This window comes from Proteus sp. G2626 (assembly GCF_009915985.1).
GTDB lineage: Bacteria > Pseudomonadota > Gammaproteobacteria > Enterobacterales > Enterobacteriaceae > Proteus > Proteus vulgaris.
Map to the genome: position 1 here is coordinate 53,919 of NZ_JAABNH010000027.1, position 18,410 is coordinate 72,328.

The 18,410-nt window shown below is 38.1% G+C and carries 18 protein-coding genes; 12 read left to right on the top strand and 6 right to left on the bottom strand.

From position 1 onward, the window contains the following. The first annotated feature begins 1 nt into the window (after nt 1). From ihfA to GWJ05_RS12825, 12 genes are all read left to right on the top strand, one after another. Nucleotides 2-298, top strand: coding sequence for an integration host factor subunit alpha (gene ihfA, locus GWJ05_RS12770; RefSeq protein ID WP_036937394.1), 297 nt, complete (start codon nt 2-4; stop codon nt 296-298). 343 nt (nt 299-641) lie between these two features. Continuing rightward, nucleotides 642-1,649, top strand: coding sequence for a vitamin B12 ABC transporter permease BtuC (gene btuC, locus GWJ05_RS12775; protein WP_373364686.1), 1,008 nt, complete (start codon nt 642-644; stop codon nt 1,647-1,649). A gap of 1 nt (nt 1,650) precedes the next feature. After that, the gene (locus GWJ05_RS12780; protein WP_036937389.1) at nt 1,651-2,397 is read left to right on the top strand and encodes a vitamin B12 ABC transporter ATP-binding protein BtuD; all 747 of its coding nucleotides are present in this window, start codon (nt 1,651-1,653) and stop codon (nt 2,395-2,397) included. Between the two features lie 137 nt (nt 2,398-2,534). Beyond that, on the top strand, nt 2,535-3,680 hold the full coding sequence (gene arnB, locus GWJ05_RS12785; RefSeq protein WP_036937385.1) for a UDP-4-amino-4-deoxy-L-arabinose aminotransferase: 1,146 nt from the start codon (nt 2,535-2,537) through the stop codon (nt 3,678-3,680). Next, nucleotides 3,681-4,661 (top strand): undecaprenyl-phosphate 4-deoxy-4-formamido-L-arabinose transferase, encoded by a 981-nt coding sequence (gene arnC / locus GWJ05_RS12790; RefSeq protein ID WP_087802542.1) that lies wholly within the window; start codon nt 3,681-3,683, stop codon nt 4,659-4,661. Further along, nucleotides 4,661-6,643 carry a bifunctional UDP-4-amino-4-deoxy-L-arabinose formyltransferase/UDP-glucuronic acid oxidase ArnA gene (gene arnA / locus GWJ05_RS12795; RefSeq protein WP_036937379.1) on the top strand — a complete coding sequence of 661 codons (1,983 nt, stop codon included), beginning with the start codon at nt 4,661-4,663 and terminating at the stop codon, nt 6,641-6,643. The genes arnC and arnA overlap by 1 nt, the downstream gene beginning before the upstream one ends. Nucleotides 6,644-6,652: 9 nt before the next feature. Then, entirely contained in the window at nt 6,653-7,546 is an 894-nt protein-coding gene (gene arnD / locus GWJ05_RS12800) for a 4-deoxy-4-formamido-L-arabinose-phosphoundecaprenol deformylase (protein WP_036937377.1), read from the top strand. A 7-nt stretch (nt 7,547-7,553) separates the two neighbouring features. After that, complete coding sequence (arnT, locus tag GWJ05_RS12805; protein WP_087802536.1) at nt 7,554-9,218, top strand: lipid IV(A) 4-amino-4-deoxy-L-arabinosyltransferase; 1,665 nt, start codon at nt 7,554-7,556, stop codon at nt 9,216-9,218. Further along, on the top strand, nt 9,218-9,559 hold the full coding sequence (gene arnE / locus GWJ05_RS12810) for a 4-amino-4-deoxy-L-arabinose-phosphoundecaprenol flippase subunit ArnE (protein ID WP_036937372.1): 342 nt from the start codon (nt 9,218-9,220) through the stop codon (nt 9,557-9,559). The genes arnT and arnE overlap by 1 nt, the downstream gene beginning before the upstream one ends. Beyond that, nucleotides 9,556-9,954 (top strand): 4-amino-4-deoxy-L-arabinose-phosphoundecaprenol flippase subunit ArnF, encoded by a 399-nt coding sequence (gene arnF / locus GWJ05_RS12815; protein WP_036937366.1) that lies wholly within the window; start codon nt 9,556-9,558, stop codon nt 9,952-9,954. Before arnE ends, arnF begins: the two co-directional genes overlap by 4 nt. A 149-nt stretch (nt 9,955-10,103) precedes the next feature. After that, nucleotides 10,104-10,595, top strand: a complete 492-nt coding sequence (locus tag GWJ05_RS12820; protein WP_036937364.1) for a C40 family peptidase — start codon at nt 10,104-10,106, stop codon at nt 10,593-10,595. A gap of 77 nt (nt 10,596-10,672) precedes the next feature. After that, nucleotides 10,673-11,692 (top strand): lipoate--protein ligase A, encoded by a 1,020-nt coding sequence (locus tag GWJ05_RS12825; RefSeq protein ID WP_036937362.1) that lies wholly within the window; start codon nt 10,673-10,675, stop codon nt 11,690-11,692. A gap of 74 nt (nt 11,693-11,766) precedes the next feature. On the opposite strand, the gene GWJ05_RS12830 is transcribed toward GWJ05_RS12825, so the two are convergent. The 6 genes from GWJ05_RS12830 to GWJ05_RS12855 form a co-directional block, all read right to left on the bottom strand. After that, complete coding sequence (locus GWJ05_RS12830; protein WP_036937359.1) at nt 11,767-12,135, bottom strand: helix-turn-helix domain-containing protein; 369 nt, start codon at nt 12,133-12,135, stop codon at nt 11,767-11,769. 513 nt (nt 12,136-12,648) lie between these two features. Next, the gene (locus GWJ05_RS12835) at nt 12,649-13,443 is read right to left on the bottom strand and encodes a heme ABC transporter ATP-binding protein (RefSeq protein WP_036937356.1); all 795 of its coding nucleotides are present in this window, start codon (nt 13,441-13,443) and stop codon (nt 12,649-12,651) included. Next, entirely contained in the window at nt 13,440-14,444 is a 1,005-nt protein-coding gene (locus tag GWJ05_RS12840; protein WP_036937354.1) for a FecCD family ABC transporter permease, read from the bottom strand. The genes GWJ05_RS12835 and GWJ05_RS12840 overlap by 4 nt, the downstream gene beginning before the upstream one ends. Beyond that, a complete protein-coding gene (locus GWJ05_RS12845; RefSeq protein ID WP_036937351.1) occupies nt 14,444-15,259 on the bottom strand; it encodes a heme/hemin ABC transporter substrate-binding protein in 816 nt (271 codons plus the stop codon). Before GWJ05_RS12845 ends, GWJ05_RS12840 begins: the two co-directional genes overlap by 1 nt. 15 nt (nt 15,260-15,274) lie before the next feature. Next, a complete protein-coding gene (locus GWJ05_RS12850; protein ID WP_036937348.1) occupies nt 15,275-16,324 on the bottom strand; it encodes a hemin-degrading factor in 1,050 nt (349 codons plus the stop codon). A 39-nt stretch (nt 16,325-16,363) separates the two neighbouring features. Then, nucleotides 16,364-18,391 (bottom strand): TonB-dependent hemoglobin/transferrin/lactoferrin family receptor, encoded by a 2,028-nt coding sequence (locus tag GWJ05_RS12855; RefSeq protein WP_161681436.1) that lies wholly within the window; start codon nt 18,389-18,391, stop codon nt 16,364-16,366. Nucleotides 18,392-18,410: the final 19 nt, after the last annotated feature.

Consider the following 18,410-nt stretch of genomic DNA (forward strand, 5'->3'; position numbering starts at 1 on the left):
TATGGCGCTTACAAAAGCTGAAATGGCAGAAAATCTGTTTGAAAAACTTGGTGTTAGCAAACGCGATGCAAAAGACCTTGTAGAAGCCTTTTTTGAGGAAGTGCGTCGTTCTCTTGAAAATGGAGAACAGGTGAAGCTGTCTGGATTCGGAAACTTTGACCTGCGTGATAAAAATCAGCGTCCAGGTCGTAATCCGAAAACAGGGGAAGACATTCCTATTACGGCTCGCCGTGTTGTTACTTTCCGTCCTGGACAAAAGTTAAAAAGCCGGGTCGAGAGCGCAACACCAAAAGAGTAAAAATTAAAAACACCCAAAACGGCTTTCTATTGAAGGCCGTTTTTTTTGTTTTTCATCTGTAGTTTTATTATGAGACTTCTAATTTAGAAGGTGTTTTATTTATCAATATTATCTGAATAGATAGTTTGTAATTAGATTGAGAATTTTTTGATACCTTCGTTTCTTATTGTTTATCATTTATATAAATATTGTGATAACAGACATATCTTCTAATCATTATTCGCCTCCAATTAAGATGTTTTAAAATTAGCTTTTCATCATTGAATACGAACATGTTATGTTGCATTAAAAGTATTTTGTAAATAAAACGATGAAAAAAATGGTAGTGATGATAGGGAATAAAATGAGTAAAGATAATCCTCTTATTGAACTTAAAAAAAAACAAAGTACTAGTGACAGAAAAAAATTATTTTTGATGGCATCAATATTATGTCTCCTTTTTGTTTTTTCTCTTTCTCTCGGTGAAGTTTCCTTATTTCCACATCAGTGGTTAACAGATGAAGCTAAATTATTTGTTTGGCAAATTCGACTACCAAGAATACTGGCTGTCATGATGGTCGGTGCAAGCTTAGCGATTGCGGGTGCTATTATGCAGGCTTTATTTCAAAACCCATTGGCAGAGCCAGGATTATTAGGTGTAAGTAGTGGGGCTGGTGTGTGTATTGTCTTGCTGATTGTTTTACACGTCGGTTCAAATCCTTGGTTAATAAGCTGTGCGGCAATATTCGGTGCGTTAGGTATGACCATTTTATTAATGTGTTTTGCTCAAATAAAAAAACTGTCTAATGCTCAGTTACTATTAATTGGTGTGGCATTGGGCGTTATGGCGAGTGCAGTAATGACTTGGTTGGTTTATTTCAGTTCAGCTTTAGACTTGCGACAATTAATGTATTGGTTGATGGGGAGCTTTAGTGGTATTGATTGGCGTTACCAAGTGCTATTTAGTGCTCTTATTCCGATAGTTGTGATCCTTATTTTACACGCAGATACGCTTAATTATTTATCGTTAGGTTCGTTTAGAGCTAAACAATTAGGTGTATCCGTTAATCGATGGCGGAATGGGTTTATTTTAGCGGTTGGATTATTGATTGGACTAAGTGTGGCTATAGCAGGTGCTATCAGCTTTATAGGGCTAGTTGTGCCTCATCTATTGAGATTGAGTGGCATCACTCATTATAAAACACTGTTACCCGCGTGTGCACTTGCGGGGAGTGGATTGCTATTGTTTGCCGATCTCTTATCTCGCTTAATGCTAAATGGTGCTGAAGTTCCAATAGGTGTGATTACGGCAACACTCGGGGCACCTTTGTTTGTCTGGTTATTAGTAACGAAAGAAATGGGACGTTTGTAATATGGCACTATTGAAGCTTGATAATTTGAGTGTTGGTGATCGACTTCACTCATTTACAGAGTTTGTGGATTATGGTGAACGTATCCACTTAATTGGTGCGAATGGTGCTGGAAAAAGCACACTTTTAATGGCGATAGCGGGAGCGGTTTCGTTTAACGGTGGAATTATTCTAAACGAAACTTCAATAAGACATTATAAATATGATGATCTTTCTAGAATGCAAAGCATTGTTATACAACAATTAGAAGCTTTATCGTTTATGCCTGTTTTTCATTATCTTGCTTTATATCATAAAGTATCGGAAATGGACGTTGGGCAATTAAATGTATTGTTGAACGATTTTCAAATTAATAAATTATTGTCAAAAAATATTCATCATTTGTCCGGAGGAGAATGGCAACGGATCAGGATCGCTGGCGCATTTATTCAATTATGGTCAAGTTATGATTTAAAAGGAAAGTTAATGTTACTTGATGAACCTACGAATAATTTAGATGTCGTACAGTTGGCGATTTTGGACAAATGGCTTGATCTTTTTTGTCAACAAGGTGGTGCCGTTATTATGAGCACACATAATTTGAATCATTCTTATCAAAAAGCAGACAGAGTTTGGCTCATAAAAAATGGATATTTGGTTAATTCTGGAGCATCTGCACTCTTATTGGACGAAAAGTTATTATCAACTACATTTAATACAAATATCAAATGCATCAATGATGTTGATCATATTGATTGGCGGGTTTTTTAATATTATGACTATTGTGAAGCTTATCCCAAAGTAATTATTAAGGTTTTTTTAATATTTTCTTAATAAGACGGATGTCGGTGAGCAATAGTTTGTATATAATTGTCTTTTATTCATTCATTAATTAGGCTACATTTTTTATGAGTCATTTCCTTCCTTTCTCTCGCCCTGCGATTGGCGATGAAGAAATCAAAGCCGTTGAGGACGTATTGCGTTCAGGTTGGATCACAACAGGCCCTCAGAACTATCAATTAGAGCAAGATTTTTGTGAAAAATTCGGAAGCAAACATGCGATTGCAATTTGCTCTGCCACTGCGGGTATGCATGTTGTTTTAATGGCTATGGGAATTGGCGCAGGTGATGAAGTCATCACACCATCACAAACATGGGTGTCAACCATGAACATCATTACGTTGCTAGGTGCAAAGCCTGTAATGATTGATGTTGACCGTGATACCTTGATGGTAAATGCAGAAGACGTCAAAAAAGCAATAACCCCTAGAACTAAGGCAATCATTCCTGTTCATTATGCAGGTGCGCCATGCGATCTTGATGCGTTACGAAAAGTTGCCCAAGATGCTGGAATTCCTCTTATTGAAGATGCAGCACATGCGATTGGCACTCGCTATAAAAATGAATGGATTGGTGAAAAAGGAACCTCTATTTTCTCTTTTCACGCTATTAAAAACGTCACGTGTGCTGAAGGTGGGTTGGTTGTTACTGATAATGACGAATTAGCCAATCGAGTACGTTGCTTAAAATTTCATGGCTTAGGTGTCGATGCTTTTGACAGACAAATTCAAGGACGAAAACCTCAAGCAGAAGTTGTTGAACCCGGCTATAAATATAATTTATCTGATATTCATGCCGCCATTGCTGTGGTGCAATTAAGGCGTTTAGAGGAAATGAATGCGAAACGAGCTGAGTTAGTGACACTGTATCGTGAAAAATTAAAAGACTCACCCTTAGAGATGTTGAGTATTCCTGAATATCCTCACTTGCATGCAAATCACCTATTTATGGTGAGAGTAGATAAGAGTATCTGTGGTATCGATCGAGATACCTTTATGGAAAAACTGAAGCAAAAGGACATTGGCACAGGGCTTCATTTCCGCGCGGCGCATACACAAAAATATTATCGTGAGCGCTATCCCGCTTTATCCCTTCCTCAATCAGAGTGGAACTCTGCAACGTTATGCTCGCTGCCATTGTTTCCTGATATGAGTAATGATGATGTTATTCGCGTTGTAGATGCGATCAATGAAATTCTTTCGGAGCATATCTAAGTGTCAACATTTGATAAAATCAAAAAAGTATCGGTTGTAATTCCGGTTTATAACGAAGAAGAGAGCCTTCCTCAGCTTTTAGAGCGTACTATAAAAAGCTGTAAACAATTAGAACAAGAATATGAACTGATCCTTGTTGATGATGGTAGCAGTGATAATTCAGCAAAAATGTTAGAAGAAGCTGCCGCTATTGAAGAAAATCATGTTATTGCGATTATTTTAAATCGTAACTATGGTCAACACTCTGCAATTATGGCGGGTTTTAATCAAGCTGATGGCGACTTAGTCATTACACTTGACGCTGATTTGCAAAATCCACCTGAAGAAATCCCAAGACTCGTTACAACAGCTGAAGAGGGCTATGATGTTGTAGGGACTCGTCGTCGTAACCGTCAAGATTCATGGTTTCGTAAAACAGCGTCAAAAATGATTAACTCCATGATAACCAAGGCAACAGGTCGTTCTATGGGGGATTATGGATGTATGCTACGTGCATATCGTCGCCATATTGTTGAAGCGATGTTACAGTGTCACGAAAGAAGTACCTTTATACCTATTCTTGCGAACACGTTCGCTCGTCGTACTATTGAGATTGATGTCGCACACGCAGAGCGTGAATATGGCGATTCCAAATATAGCTTTCTAAAGCTAATTAATCTGATGTACGACCTCTTAACTTGTCTTACTACGGCACCATTACGCTTATTAAGCATTGTCGGCAGTGTAATCGCTGTTTCTGGCTTTGTTTTAGCGTTACTTTTAATTGTTTTACGTATTATTTTCGGTGCGATGTGGGCAGCTGAAGGTGTATTCACACTTTTCGCAATCTTATTTATGTTTATCGGTGCGCAGTTCGTTGCAATGGGCTTATTAGGTGAATATATAGGCCGGATTTATAATGATGTAAGAGCGCGTCCTCGGTATTTTATCCAAAAAGTGGTTGGTGTTAATAAACCCAACGAAGATCAGGAAAAAGACTAATGAAAGCAATAGTATTTGCCTATCACGATATTGGCTGTGTTGGTTTAAAAGCACTTGAAAAAGCAGGTTATGATATTCAAGCGGTATTTACCCACACTGACGATCCAAACGAAAATCATTTCTTCTCATCTGTTGCTCGTGTGAGCGCAGAAATGGGATTGACAGTATTTGCGCCTGAAAATGTCAATCACCCATTGTGGATTGAACGTATTCGTGAAATGAAACCTGATGTCATTTTTTCTTTCTATTATCGTCACATGTTAAGTGATGAGATCTTGAATTTGGCACCTAAAGGCGCATTTAATTTACATGGCTCGCTATTACCCAAATACCGTGGCCGTGCTCCAATTAATTGGGCAATTATTAATGGTGAAACAGAAACAGGTGTTACTTTGCATAAAATGACGGCGAAAGCTGATGCGGGTGATATTGTTTCTCAAGAAAAAGTAACTATTACAGAAAATGATACTTCACTAATTTTGCATGAAAAAGTGAGGGAAGCCGCTGAGAAATTACTGTCTAGTGCATTACCACACATTGCATCAGGTGATTATTCAACAACAGCGCAAGATGAAAGCCAAGCAACATATTTTGGCCGTCGTAGTGCTGATGATGGATTAATTGATTGGAATGTGGATGCAAAAACAGTCCACAACTTAGTGCGAGCTGTAACTGAACCATATCCAGGCGCATTTACTTTCTTAGGTGAACGTAAAATGGTTATCTGGCGTTCACGCACTGTTGCTGATAATCAAGGTAAACGTCCTGGTACTGTAATATCAACAGAACCTTTAGTGATTGCATGTGCTCAAGGTGCTATCGAAGTGGTAACAGGTCAAAGTGAAAATGGTCTTTATGTTCAAGGAAGCCGTTTAGCGACTGAAATGGGCATTGTGACTGATGTTCGCGTTGGACCAAAAGCAACAGCACTTGTTAAACGTCGTAAACGTGTGCTGATTTTAGGTGTGAATGGTTTTATTGGAAATCATTTAACCGAGCGTCTATTGAAAGATGGTAACTATGATATCTATGGTATGGATATTGGTTCTTCTGCGATTGAACGCTTTATTGGTAACCCACGTTTCCACTTTATTGAAGGCGACGTGAGTATTCATACTGAGTGGATTGAATATCACATTAAAAAATGTGACGTTATTCTGCCATTGGTTGCGATTGCAACACCGATTGAATATACCCGTAATCCATTACGTGTATTCGAATTAGACTTTGAAGAAAACTTAAAAATTGTACGTTATTGTGTTAAATATAATAAACGTATTATTTTCCCATCCACATCAGAAGTTTATGGTATGTGTGATGATAAAGAATTTGATGAAGATAATTCACGTCTGATTGTTGGCCCTATCAATAAACAACGCTGGATTTATTCTGTTTCTAAACAATTATTAGATCGAGTTATTTGGGCTTATGGTGCTAAAGAAGGTCTGAAATTTACATTATTCCGTCCATTTAACTGGATGGGACCTCGTTTAGATAACTTAAATTCAGCGCGTATTGGTAGCTCTCGTGCCATTACACAATTAATTCTGAACTTAGTTGAAGGTTCGCCAATTAAATTGGTTGATGGTGGTGAGCAAAAACGTTGCTTCACTGATATCAATGACGGTATTGAAGCGTTATTCCGTATTATTGAAAACCGTGATAGCAAATGTGATGGTCAAATTATCAATATTGGTAATCCAACGAACGAAGCAAGTATTCGTGAGTTAGCAGAAATGCTGTTAGATTGTTTTGAAAAACACGAGTTACGTGGTCATTTTCCTCCATTTGCTGGCTTTAAGAAAATTGAAAGTAGTAGTTATTACGGTAAAGGCTACCAAGATGTTGAACACCGTAAGCCAAGCATTAAAAACGCAGAACGTTTATTGGATTGGAAGCCAAGTATCGAAACTCGCCAAACTGTAGAAGAAACATTAGACTTCTTTTTACGTGGCGCAGTTGAAGAATTAGGTAATAAATAGGATCAAATAATGAAGAAAGTTGGTTTAAGAGTAGATGTGGATACTTTTCAAGGAACAAAACAAGGTATTCCACAACTACTGGATGTATTTGCCAGACATAACATTCATGCCAGCTTCTTCTTTAGTGTGGGTCCAGATAATATGGGGCGCCATTTATGGCGCCTTTTAAAACCAAAGTTTTTATGGAAAATGCTGAGATCTAATGCTGCATCATTGTATGGATTAGATATTTTATTGGCAGGGACAGCATGGCCTGGCAAAAAAATCGCTAAAAATCTAGGTTATTTAATGAAAGAAACCCAAAATGCTGGGCATGAAGTGGGGTTACATTCATGGGATCACCAAGGTTGGCAAGCAAAAGTCGGGCGTTGGTCAACAGAAGAATTAATGCAACAAGTTCGTTTAGGTGTTGAAGCGCTGGAAAAAGCACTTGAAAAACCTGTAAAATGTTCCGCAGTTGCTGGATGGCGTGCAGACGAGCGCGTATTAACAGTTAAAGAAACTTTTCAATTCGATTATAATAGCGATTGTCGAGGTACACATCCTTTTAGACCTATTTTAGAAAATGGTTCTATCGGTACGGTACAAATTCCAGTAACATTACCAACTTATGATGAAGTCGTTGGTACAAAGGTAAAGGATGAAGATTTTAATCAATTTATTATTGATGAAATCAAAAAAGACAGTGGAATACCTGTTTATACTATTCATACCGAAGTTGAAGGAATGTCAAAAGCGGCTCAGTTTGAGCAGTTGCTGGCAATGATTGCAAATGAAGGCATCGAATTCTGTCCGTTAAGCGATTTGTTACCACAAGATAAAGAAACGCTTCCGATGGGTAAAGTTGTTCGATCTGACTTTCCAGGTCGAGAAGGCTGGTTAGGGTGCCAACAAGAGGTCTAACAAAACTATGTTGAATAACCGGGCGAGTAAAATCGGGGCCATCCTGTTGGCTCTTTTTTTTGTTCTTACCTACTTATTTCCATTGAACAGCCGGTTATTATGGCAACCAGATGAAACCCGTTATGCGGAAATTAGCCGTGAAATGGTGGTGAGCGGGAACTGGATTGTTCCTCATATGCTCGATATTCGCTATTTTGAGAAGCCCGTTGCAGGTTATTGGATTAATAATGTTAGCCAATTGATTTTTGGCCACACTAACTTTGCTGTACGTTTTGGCTCAGTAATTTCTATTCTCTTAAGCACATTACTTGTCTATTTATTGGCAAGAATGATGTGGCGTAACCGTCAAGTTGCTTTTGTTTCGAGCTTAATCTATTTGTCCATGTTCCTTGTGTTTAGCGTAGGTACTTACAGTGTGTTAGATCCTATGTTAGCACTTTGGATTACTGCGAGTATGGTCTGTTGTTTTTGGGCACTGAAAGCGACGACTGTAAAAACACGAATATTAGCTTGGGTAACATTAGGTTTGGCATGTGGTATGGCATTTATGACTAAAGGATTTTTAGCATTAGCTATCCCGGTCATTGTCATGATACCTGTTACGTTGTATCAAAAACAATTTACGCAAATGTTACTCTATGGCTTACTTGCGGTGTTGAGTGCCGCATTGATTAGTTTGCCGTGGGCTTTGGCTGTAGCAAAGGCAGAACCTGATTACTGGCATTACTTCTTTTGGGTTGAACATATTCAACGTTTTTCTGGTGAAGATGCTCAGCATAGCGCTCCATTTTGGTACTATATCCCCGTTATATTATTGGGTGTGATCCCTTGGCTTGGATTATTACCAGGTGCATTGATAGGGGCTTGGAAGAAAAGACGCAAACGTCCAGAATTATTTTTCTTATTTTGCTGGTTTGTTATTCCTTTCTTATTCTTTAGTATTGCGAAAGGCAAATTACCGACATACATGTTGCCTTTTATGGCACCGCTTGCGATGTTAATGGCAAAATATGGTGTAGATTGTGCACGTAAATTTAGAATGAAAGCATTGCGTATTAATGGCTATATTAATATTTTTATTGGTGTTGCTGCGGTTGTCGCTATCTTAGTCATTCAGCTTGTTTCTTCAAAACCTATTTATATGCCTTATGAATGGTCTAAATGGGTTTTAGCTATCGTTGCATTCTCTTTATGGGGCATTATCGGTTATCTTTGCTCTACACTGAATGGTAAACATTGGTTGTGGGCTGCATCTTGCTCATTAGGGGTGAGTTTATGCATTGGACAAGCAATTCCTAACAGTAGTGTTGATGGAAAACTACCTCAAGAATTTATTCGTCAAAATATCGATACATTAAATACCAGCAAATATATTGTGAGTAACAGTGTGGGTATTGGTGCTGGATTGGCATGGGAATTACAGCGTAGTGATATTTACCTTTATGAAAGGACTGGCGAATTAACTTATGGTATTGAAGATTATCCTGATGCACAGCATAAGCTAATTAAGCCTGATAATTTTGCTCTGTGGTTAGAGCAAGCAAGAAAAGAAGGTAATGTATCCGTTGTTATTACGTTTAAAGATCCGAAAAAGTTAGCACAATTACCAAGACCTGAAGAGCTGGTGACAAATCATCGAGTTGCTATTTTAACGTATGAGAAGCGTAATTAATGTCCTTTGTTTTATTGCTGATCGTGAGTTTTTTAACCTGCATAGGGCAAGTTTGTCAAAAACAAGCGGTGGTCAGCTGGCAAAGTGACTCATTAACAAAAGCCAGGAAAACGATTTTCTGGCTTTTTGTCGCCATTGCGATGCTTGGTTTGGGAATGTTATTTTGGCTCCGGTTATTACAAATCCTTCCTTTAAGTATTGCTTATCCTATGTTGAGTATTAATTTTATTGTGGTGACACTTATTGGCCAATTTGTTTATAAAGAGCCTGTTAATGTAAAACATTGGATTGGTATTACGTCAATTATGATAGGTATTGTATTGATGAGTATGCAAGCATGAAAGGCTATTTATGGGCGATAGGAAGTGCGCTATTGGTCACCGTTGCTCAATTGTTGTTAAAGTTTGGTATGTCTGGACTGCCAGATTTACAGTTAGAAAAACAGTGGTTTGATTTCTCATGGTTGTGGGCCAATATTACACCATTAAGCATCGTATTTTCTGGGCTTGTGGGATATGTACTGTCAATGGTTTGTTGGTTGTTCACTTTACGCATTATCCCTTTAAATAAAGCTTATCCTCTCATTAGTTTGAGCTATGTTTTTGTTTATATCCTTGCTGTGATACTACCTTGGTTTCAAGAAACACCATCATGGACAAAAACAGCGGGTGTAGCATTTATCATGGTTGGAGTATGGTTAATAAGCCAAAAAACGAAAGGAGCACAATCACACTAACTGAATGATTGTAGAATGTATTTTCTGATCCTTGTTGTTAATTGTGCGATTTATTCTACCAATCATCACTCATTCATCTTCAATAACTTGTTTTTGCTTAAAAAAGCAGATAGATTTTAAAATCTATCGTAACAATAATGGTGGATGTAATGAGAAAGTCCGTTTTCTATCCTTTCTTACTCTGTATTATTCTGCTGGCTGGATGTTCATCTAGTCCATCAAAGCGCATTCCACCAGCCCCTCCGTTAAAAACACAACTCTCTGATCCAATCATGGTGATAGTGCAATTAAAATCGCAACTGGAGCAATGGTATGGCACACCCTATAGTTATGGTGGAATGACACCATCCGGCATTGATTGCTCTGGTTTTGTGTATAAAACGTACAGTGATCGTTTTGATATTAAACTACCTCGAATGACTATCGATCAAACCAAATATGGAACACAAATCAGTAAAAGCGATTTAATGCCAGGGGATTTAGTCTTCTTCAAAACCGGTGGTGGTGAAAATGGGCTTCATGTCGGTATTTATGATACTGATAATACATTTATTCATGCATCAACCAGTAAAGGAGTAACTCGCTCTTCTCTTGATAATGTCTATTGGAAAAAAACATTTTGGCAGGCTCGACGATTGTAATTTCGTGCCATTTAACAGCCTAATATATTGAGAAATATGGTATCTTATACCTTATTTTCTTCATGTAGGTATTCCTTATGTCAGGTAAATTGCGACTGTTAATTTCCGAATCTTATGATCCTTGGTTTAACCTTGCTGTTGAAGAGTCTATTTTTAGGCAAATGCCCGCTGACCAACGCGTACTTTTCCTTTGGCGCAATGATAATACAGTGGTAATTGGTCGAGCACAAAATCCATGGAAAGAGTGTAATACACGTAAAATGGATGAAGATGGTGTGAAATTAGCTCGCCGTTCAAGTGGTGGTGGTGCGGTTTTCCATGATCTCGGTAATACCTGTTTTACCTTTATGGCAGGAAAACCGGAATACAATAAAACGATCTCAACTCAAATTATACTTGAAGGGTTATCAAAAGCGGGTATACAAGCGACAGCATCAGGACGTAATGATTTAGTCGTGCCGCAAGAAGAGGGCGAAAGAAAAATCTCAGGTTCGGCTTATAAAGAGACGAAAGATCGTGGTTTTCATCATGGCACATTATTAATAAATGCTAACTTATCTAGATTAGCCAATTACCTCAATCCAGATCCCAAAAAACTTCAAGCTAAAGGGATCACTTCTGTACGCTCCCGAGTGGCTAATTTGGTTGAACTCAAACCTGATATTACTCATGAAAAACTTTGTGAAACAATCACCGAAAGCTTTTTTGAATACTATGGTGAGCGAGTAGAAGCAGAGGTTATTTCACCGCAAAAATTACCAGATTTGCCGGGTTTTGCAGATACATTCGCTAAGCAAAGTAGTTGGGAATGGAATTTTGGGCAAGCCCCGGCATTTTCTCATCTTTTAGATAATCGTTTTAAATGGGGTGGTGTTGAACTACATTTTGATATTGAGCGTGGTAATGTGGTTAGAAGCCAAATCTATACGGATAGTTTAGATCCTGCTCCATTAGAAGCATTATCAGATATGCTAATTGGGCTACGTTATACACCTGAGTCTTTAAAAGGACTGATCCAACAGCTTATTCTGCGTTATCCTAATAATAAAGGGGAGCTCGATGAGCTTCAAGAATGGCTAGTAAAAGAGATAGCTTAATTTTTCTGAAAATAAAAGAAAAAACCAGCTTATTAAGCTGGTTTTTTTATGGCGAGTAACATGTGCTAAGTCAATTAGTGATTTTCACATGACATGAAGCAATGAGCGTCTGGCATTGTGCCATTTTCTCTAAACTTAGCAGGTGTAGTATTAAAATGTTTTTTAAAAATACGAGTAAATGTTGCTTGAGAGCTAAAGCCATACATTAAAGCGATATCTAAAATAGACATATCTTTTTCTTGTAATGATTTAGCCGCTTCTAACAAGCGACGTTTGCGGACATATTCACCTAATGTACAGCCCTTAAAATCTTTAAATATGCGTTGTAAGTGCCATTTTGAATAGCCACTTTTATTTGCAATAGTATCGATTTTTATACCTTCGTTACGTTGTAACTGGGTTTCTAACCATTTTAGAATATCATTAACGACATTTTCAGCCATAAAACCTCCCACAAAAATGGTGGGGACACAATGCCCAAGTAAATAGGATAGTAACGTATGTTATTTATAATCTATTTTAAGCATGGGGAAAATAACAGGTAGGCAAAAAGTGCTCTTCGTTATTGATAATCATTATCATATCAATAGGAGAAAGCTATATATCTTAAGTAAGGTAGAGTTTAATGAATCATTTTGATTAAAAATACAGTTTTAAATGTATTTTACTTTGTTGAATTTATTGGCTTATTTTTTTAATGATAAGCCTGTTATACCATTTATTTTTCAGATTGTTATGTTTTTTTGTGTGATTTATAATCTAATCAATGATTAAGATGTATTTTAAATTCAATTTATTTGATTAAATAATAAATTTTAAAAATAAGATTTATTAATCAATTGGCGTTGTGCTACTAGTGTATTTTATTTGTAATAAATAGGCATATAAAAATAAATTAACTCAGTCACAATCTAGAAAATGCATACTAGAAGGTAACTGAGTAAAATTAGGATAGTTTAAGGGCGAAGAAAAACTTGTGGGGATGAATGCTCTGGATGGGTATCAACACTTACATCAGCGCCATACCATTTTCGGATATTCTCTGTTGTGAGCACTTCGTATGGTGTGCCTTCACAAACTAATTTTCCTTGATGTAATAATAAAATTCTATCGGCATAAAGTGAGGCCAAATTGAGATCGTGTAGAACGCAACAAACCATAAGGCGTTGTGTTTTTGCTAATTGTTTTAATAATCGCAAGCTGTGTTGCTGGTGGTAAAGATCAAGTGCTGAAGTCGGCTCATCAAGGAATAACACGGCTTCTTGTGGTGTAGGGTGCCATAATTGAGCTAATACTCTGGCAAGTTGTACTCGTTGTTGTTCACCGCCTGATAATTGACGATAGTCTCTCCCTTTAAACTTTAAACAATCTGTTTGTAGTAGAGCTGTTTCGATTGCCATTTTTTTATGTTGTTGTCCATGAGGAGTTCTTCCCATAGCAACCACTTCTTCTACAGAAAAAGAAAATGAGAGTTGGCTATTTTGACGCATAACAGCACGGTTTTGTGCTAATTGTTGACGATCCCATTGCGAATAGGTTTTTTGTTTAAAATAGCACACACCTTGTGTCGGGGTCGTATAGCCAGTTAATAAACGTAATAAAGATGATTTTCCTGCACCATTAGGCCCAATTATAGTGACTAACTCTCCAGCATTAAGTGAAAGTGATACATCATCAATAATGTTTTTTTCACCGATTTGATACGATAAATTATTTCCATAAAGCAACGAGGTATTTTGTTTTTTAATCATGACATCCTTCCTGCTGGTTGTCGTAAGATAAGCCAAAGGAAATAAGGGCCTCCAATTAATCCTGTAATGAGCCCCACAGGGATTTCTGCTGGAGAAACCAGTGTTCGAGATAATGTATCAGCGGCTAATAACAGTGTGGCCCCCCCTAAAATAGTGGCAGGTAATAACCACACGTGATTACTGCCGATGCGCATGCGAATAAGATGTGGCACAACAAGCCCAATAAACCCAATGACACCACTGAGTGCGACAGCACAACCAATTAAGATGGCGCTAAGCAGTAATAAAATAAATTTTGTTCGTCTTACGTTTAATCCTAAATAGTGTGCTTCTTCGTCACCCAGTTGTAACAGGTTCAATTTATGACTCTGCCAACAGGCCAAAATACTAACAGGAATGATCACAAGCGTTGCAATCGATAAGGTTTTCCAGTCAATTTGGCTTAATGAACCCATCATCCATAGTGAAAATTGGCGTAATTGTTGGTCTGTACTGATATAACTTAAGACGCCAATAAAGGACATACAAAGTGCATTGATAGCAATACCCGCAAGTAATAGTCGTGCTAAATTGCCATCACTCAATTGATGCAATGAGAAGATGATCATTGCGACAATCAAGCCACCAACAAAGGCCGCAACAATATGGCTATAAAATGAGAATATAGGGGAAAAAGAGAAGGGTAATATAATCACGATAGCAACCATGAGTGCTGCACCGCTACTTATGCCAAGTAACCCAGGATCGGCTAATGAGTTTCTAAATAACCCTTGCATGATCGCACCAGATATTGCTAATGCTCCTCCAACAAGAATGGCTAATAATACGCGAGGTAAGCGAATATCTAACCAAACTTGCCACACCATATCATCAAAAGAGCTATTCCATAATGTATGAAACGAGAGTGCTAATGCACCGCTATTCACAGAAATTAATGTGACTGTAGTGAGCAAAAAGAGTAAAACTAAAATACTCATCCACGGTGAATGAAAACGAGACATTATTGCTCCAAGGCTTGACGAATTTGATGCATGACTTCAGGTGTTGAAAGGGTAAAACCTAATAACCCCATATCATCAACAACAACATAATGCTTATTTTTACCGGCTGGTGTGTATTTTATGCCGGGTAAATTCCAAAGTTTCTCAATACCACCAATGCCTTTAATACCTTCTTTAGTCACCAGCAAAATATCAGGTTGGCTTGCAATAACACCTTCTTGAGAAAGTGGACGATAGCTTGTAAATCCTTGCATTGCATTCTTGCCCCCAACTAGTGAAATAATAGTATCTGCAGCGGTATCTTGACCAGCAGCCATAGGAACAACACCCCCATGGCTCATGATATAAATGACTTTTTTATCTATAGGTGTTGTGGGTATTTGGCTAATAGATAGGGTGAGTTTTTCTTTTAGCTGATTACCTTCTTTTTGTTTATTTAAAATAGTGGCAATGGTGTCTATTTTTTCATTAATGGCTTCTAATGAATGTGTGCCCGTAATTGTTTTAACAGCAATACCCGCTTCTTGTATTCGGCGTAGTGCCAAAGAAGGGCGAGCTAATTCGCTGGTTATAATTAATGTTGGTTTGACCGATAAGATACCTTCAGGGTTTAGCATTCGCATATAACCCACATCAGGGAGAGCTTTCACTTGTTCAGGGACTAAACTAGTGCTGTCTCTTGCAATAATCTGTTCACCCGCACCTAACGCGAAAACGATCTCTGTGATATCACCGCCAATAGTGACAATACGTTCATTGGCGGAACTGACAAACGACATGACGCTACACAGGATCAAAAGAAGCCATTTTTTCATTAACTCATTCTCCGATTAGGCTATTTTGGCAAGTGTATTAACTTGCTCGCGCCATTGTTGTTGCTCTGCAGTGCCTTCAGTACGTTGTCCATAAAGCTGGGCAATCTGTTGGCCTTTGCTATCAAAGATTTCAAGACTGGTGACAAAACCATCCTGAGTTGGTTTACGAGTGATCCAGCTTTCAGCAATTTCACTTTCAATTAAATGAAGTGTAAAAGTAGGGTTGAAAACATTAATCCAGACTTGGTTGCTATTCTCAAATTGGTGAGGAACTAAACGCTCAATTTGGCCTGTAAAAATTTGCACACAACCACGACTTCCAACAAAAATCATGATTTCATTTTGTGTTTCTTTCGCGAGGGTTAATAAGGTTTTCAGAGCACTGTTATCGACTTGATAAGCAAGGTCATCAGCAACAGCTTTAAAAGCTTGTTGACGACTCAAATTATTTTCTTTTAGTAATTTGAAAAATTGGTGAACATCGGTCATTGAACGCCATTGTTGTTCAAGTTGCTCTGCCAATTCATGACTAACAGGGGTGTTTGAATAAGGTTCGATAGGGGTAATATCGAGAGCTGGATTTTCTTCTGATAAGAATGATTGGATTAGTGTATTCCATTCATCCATATTGGTATTGTCGGTTGCATAGACTTTATGTAATGCATCGCCATGCATATCAAAAAACTGAATGCTATAGCGAGTTCCTTTTGAAGTTTCTTCAGCGAGTGCAAAAATACTTGACCAATAAGCGAAGAAAAAGCGTAAATCCATTGCACGAGGGTTTAAAATTAAACCTGCGTGATCGTTAAAACGTGCATTAGTGTACTCACCAAGATGCTCGTGAACGGCGATATCGTTACGAGTAATGGCTTTGACTTCCCCCACTTTACTTAAGGTTTTTAATAATTCTTGTACATCGTTACGTAAGCGTTTTGCATCATGTCCTACACGAGCATGTGTTAATTCGGCTTCGCTTACATTTAAGTAGGTAGCTAGATCACGGGCATAAGGTGCTTTTTTATCCGCTTTTGCTTGCAGGTAGCGCTCATAAAGAGGTTTATTCACAGAAACTCCTATTGTATCTATCGTTAATTTTATTGTTAATTACCACTGATAACTCACAAGTACTTTTGCATTACGACCTTCCTGAGGAATCCCCGCAGAAGAATAATAAGTTTTATCAAATGCGTTACCTAGTACAAATGAGGTTGTTAGCCCCTTTAAGGAGGCGTTACCTTCATAGCGAAGGTAAAAATCATTGACGCCATAACCTGCTTGTTGGCGATGGGTTGGGCGATTAAAACGGTCATGTTTGGTAAAGTCTGTTTTTTTGGTAAATTGGCCGACCCAACCTACAGAAAAATCGGTGTTGGGAACTGGAACATCAAAACGACTGGTCAATGTATCCGGCTCAATCGAGGTAATTGAGGCATTAGTGGCATTATCTTTCCCTTTGGTATGGTTATACGCTAAATCCCAACTAAAGAATTTAGATTGGTAGTTCATCGAAATATCCCACCCCCAAATAGTTGCTCTTGGAATATTTGTTGATTGTGTATATCCCTGAAAAATAGCGACATCTGCATCAATATAATCTTTTGCGCGAGTATTGAAATGGGCTGCTTTAATTTTCAGATTATCATTATTAGATAATAAGTCGTCGAATTGAAAACCAAATCCATATTCGGTGGTTGAATTGGTTTCAGGCTTTAAATTAGGGTTAGGGCGCCAATAATTTGTTGGTGCTCCTGGGAATGGCGCATCAAAATGTTTCGCATCGTTATACATTTCGCCTAAAGTGGGGGCTCTAAACGCTTGTGAATAAGAGGTATAAATCATTGACCAATCAGTAGGTGTGATGCTGATAGCTCCTTTGGATGACCATTTATCAGCGGTAATATCATCATAACGATCGTTTTGGCTTTTATATTTATCAAAACGGGTTCCTAAAATGAAGGAGACAGGCAAATCACGTAAAGTGACTTCATCTTGAACCCAGCCTGACATAAAACGGATATCAGCTTGTGGAAAACTTTCTGTATTTTGACTTGGTGATTGCTTCTGTTTATACACTTCACCACCATAAGTAAGTCCATGTGATGCAAAGCTATTCATTCCCACTTGAGAGCGATTCTCAAGTTTTACGCCATATGTTTTCTGCTCTCGACCTTCAAATCCTTTTTGTGTTGTTTTGGCGTTGATATCAATTTCACTGTAATAAGCTTGTGTTTTTAGATTAACCCATTGTAAATTCGAAGGATTGTATTGATAGGTTAACTGTGCATCTTTTTGTGTTGTTGTCCGGTCAGTTTCCACATTTGTCAGTGTGGAATTTCCAGCAACTTGAGGGTTTTTAGGTTGATGAGCATTATTATGGTAATAGCGGAATTGACCACTTAAAGTATTACTATCATCAATAAACCAACGCCCTTTGGAGAGTAGGTTAATAATGGTTTCATCATTTTGTGCACGGTAACCTCCACCATAACGAGTATCACCTTTATCACGCGCTGATAATGCAACGAGACCATCAAGGTTATCGTGTTTACCAAAAGCAGTAATACCCAAACCTCGGCTATGTTGCGCGGTATTACCAAGACCAGTGACACGCACACCACCTTGTTCGTTTTTTAAAAGTAGATCGCTGGCATCAACAGTATCGTAAGCAATAACACCGCCAAGTGCTCCACTACCATACAACAATGCAGAAGGTCCCCTAACTACTTCAACTTGCTTTATAAGAAGAGGATCAACAAAAATACTGTCAATATGGCCAGTGTCAGTTCCTTGACGTACACCATCTACAAGTGTCAATATTCCATTTTTACTGTATCCACGCATACTGATGGTTTCACCATTAGTACGACCTGCGCCTGAAATAGAAATTCCGGGCATATGACGAAGTAGTTCAGAAGCACTACCTGCGGTTTCTGACAACGCATTGTTATTTTTAATAACGGTTGACATCATGGGTAACGTAAAGCTATCACGCTCATTACCCGTCGCATAAACAGTAAGTACTTCTGTTTTTTTCTCCTCGCTAGTTTGTGTTTTCTCTTGTGCTGACACACAAGCAGAAGAAACAGCAACAGCCAGTAAACTAAATTTAATTAATAAGGATGACTGAGACATGTAGATGGATCTCCGTTAT